The organism is Streptomyces sp. SP17BM10, assembly GCF_036322405.1.
Lineage (GTDB): Bacteria > Actinomycetota > Actinomycetes > Streptomycetales > Streptomycetaceae > Kitasatospora.
The window spans coordinates 1-249 of record NZ_JAQYXB010000648.1 but is presented as its reverse complement, the minus strand read 5'-3'; the positions used below and the strand labels follow the sequence as shown (position 1 = coordinate 249).

General features: G+C 70.7%; 1 protein-coding gene. It reads right to left on the bottom strand.

Features of this window, described 5'->3' with window-relative positions:
* A partial coding sequence (locus tag PUR71_RS30065; protein WP_329930325.1) for a condensation domain-containing protein occupies window positions 1–249 on the bottom strand: 249 nt, incomplete at both ends.

The window sequence follows — 249 nt, the reverse complement described above, 5'->3', positions numbered from 1 at the left end:
GCGCACCCGGCGCAGCAGCTCCCGGACGCTCGGGTCGCCCGACAGGTCCGTCCGCAGCACCAGCGTGTTGACGAAGAACCCGATCAACTCGTCCAGCGCCTCGTCCGACCGCCCCGCCACCACCGTCCCCACCGGGATGTCATTGCCCGCACCCAACCGCGACAACAACACCGCCCACCCCGCCCGCAGCACCATGAACAACGTCGCACCGCACTCACGCGCCAACCCCACCAACCCGGCGTGCACGTC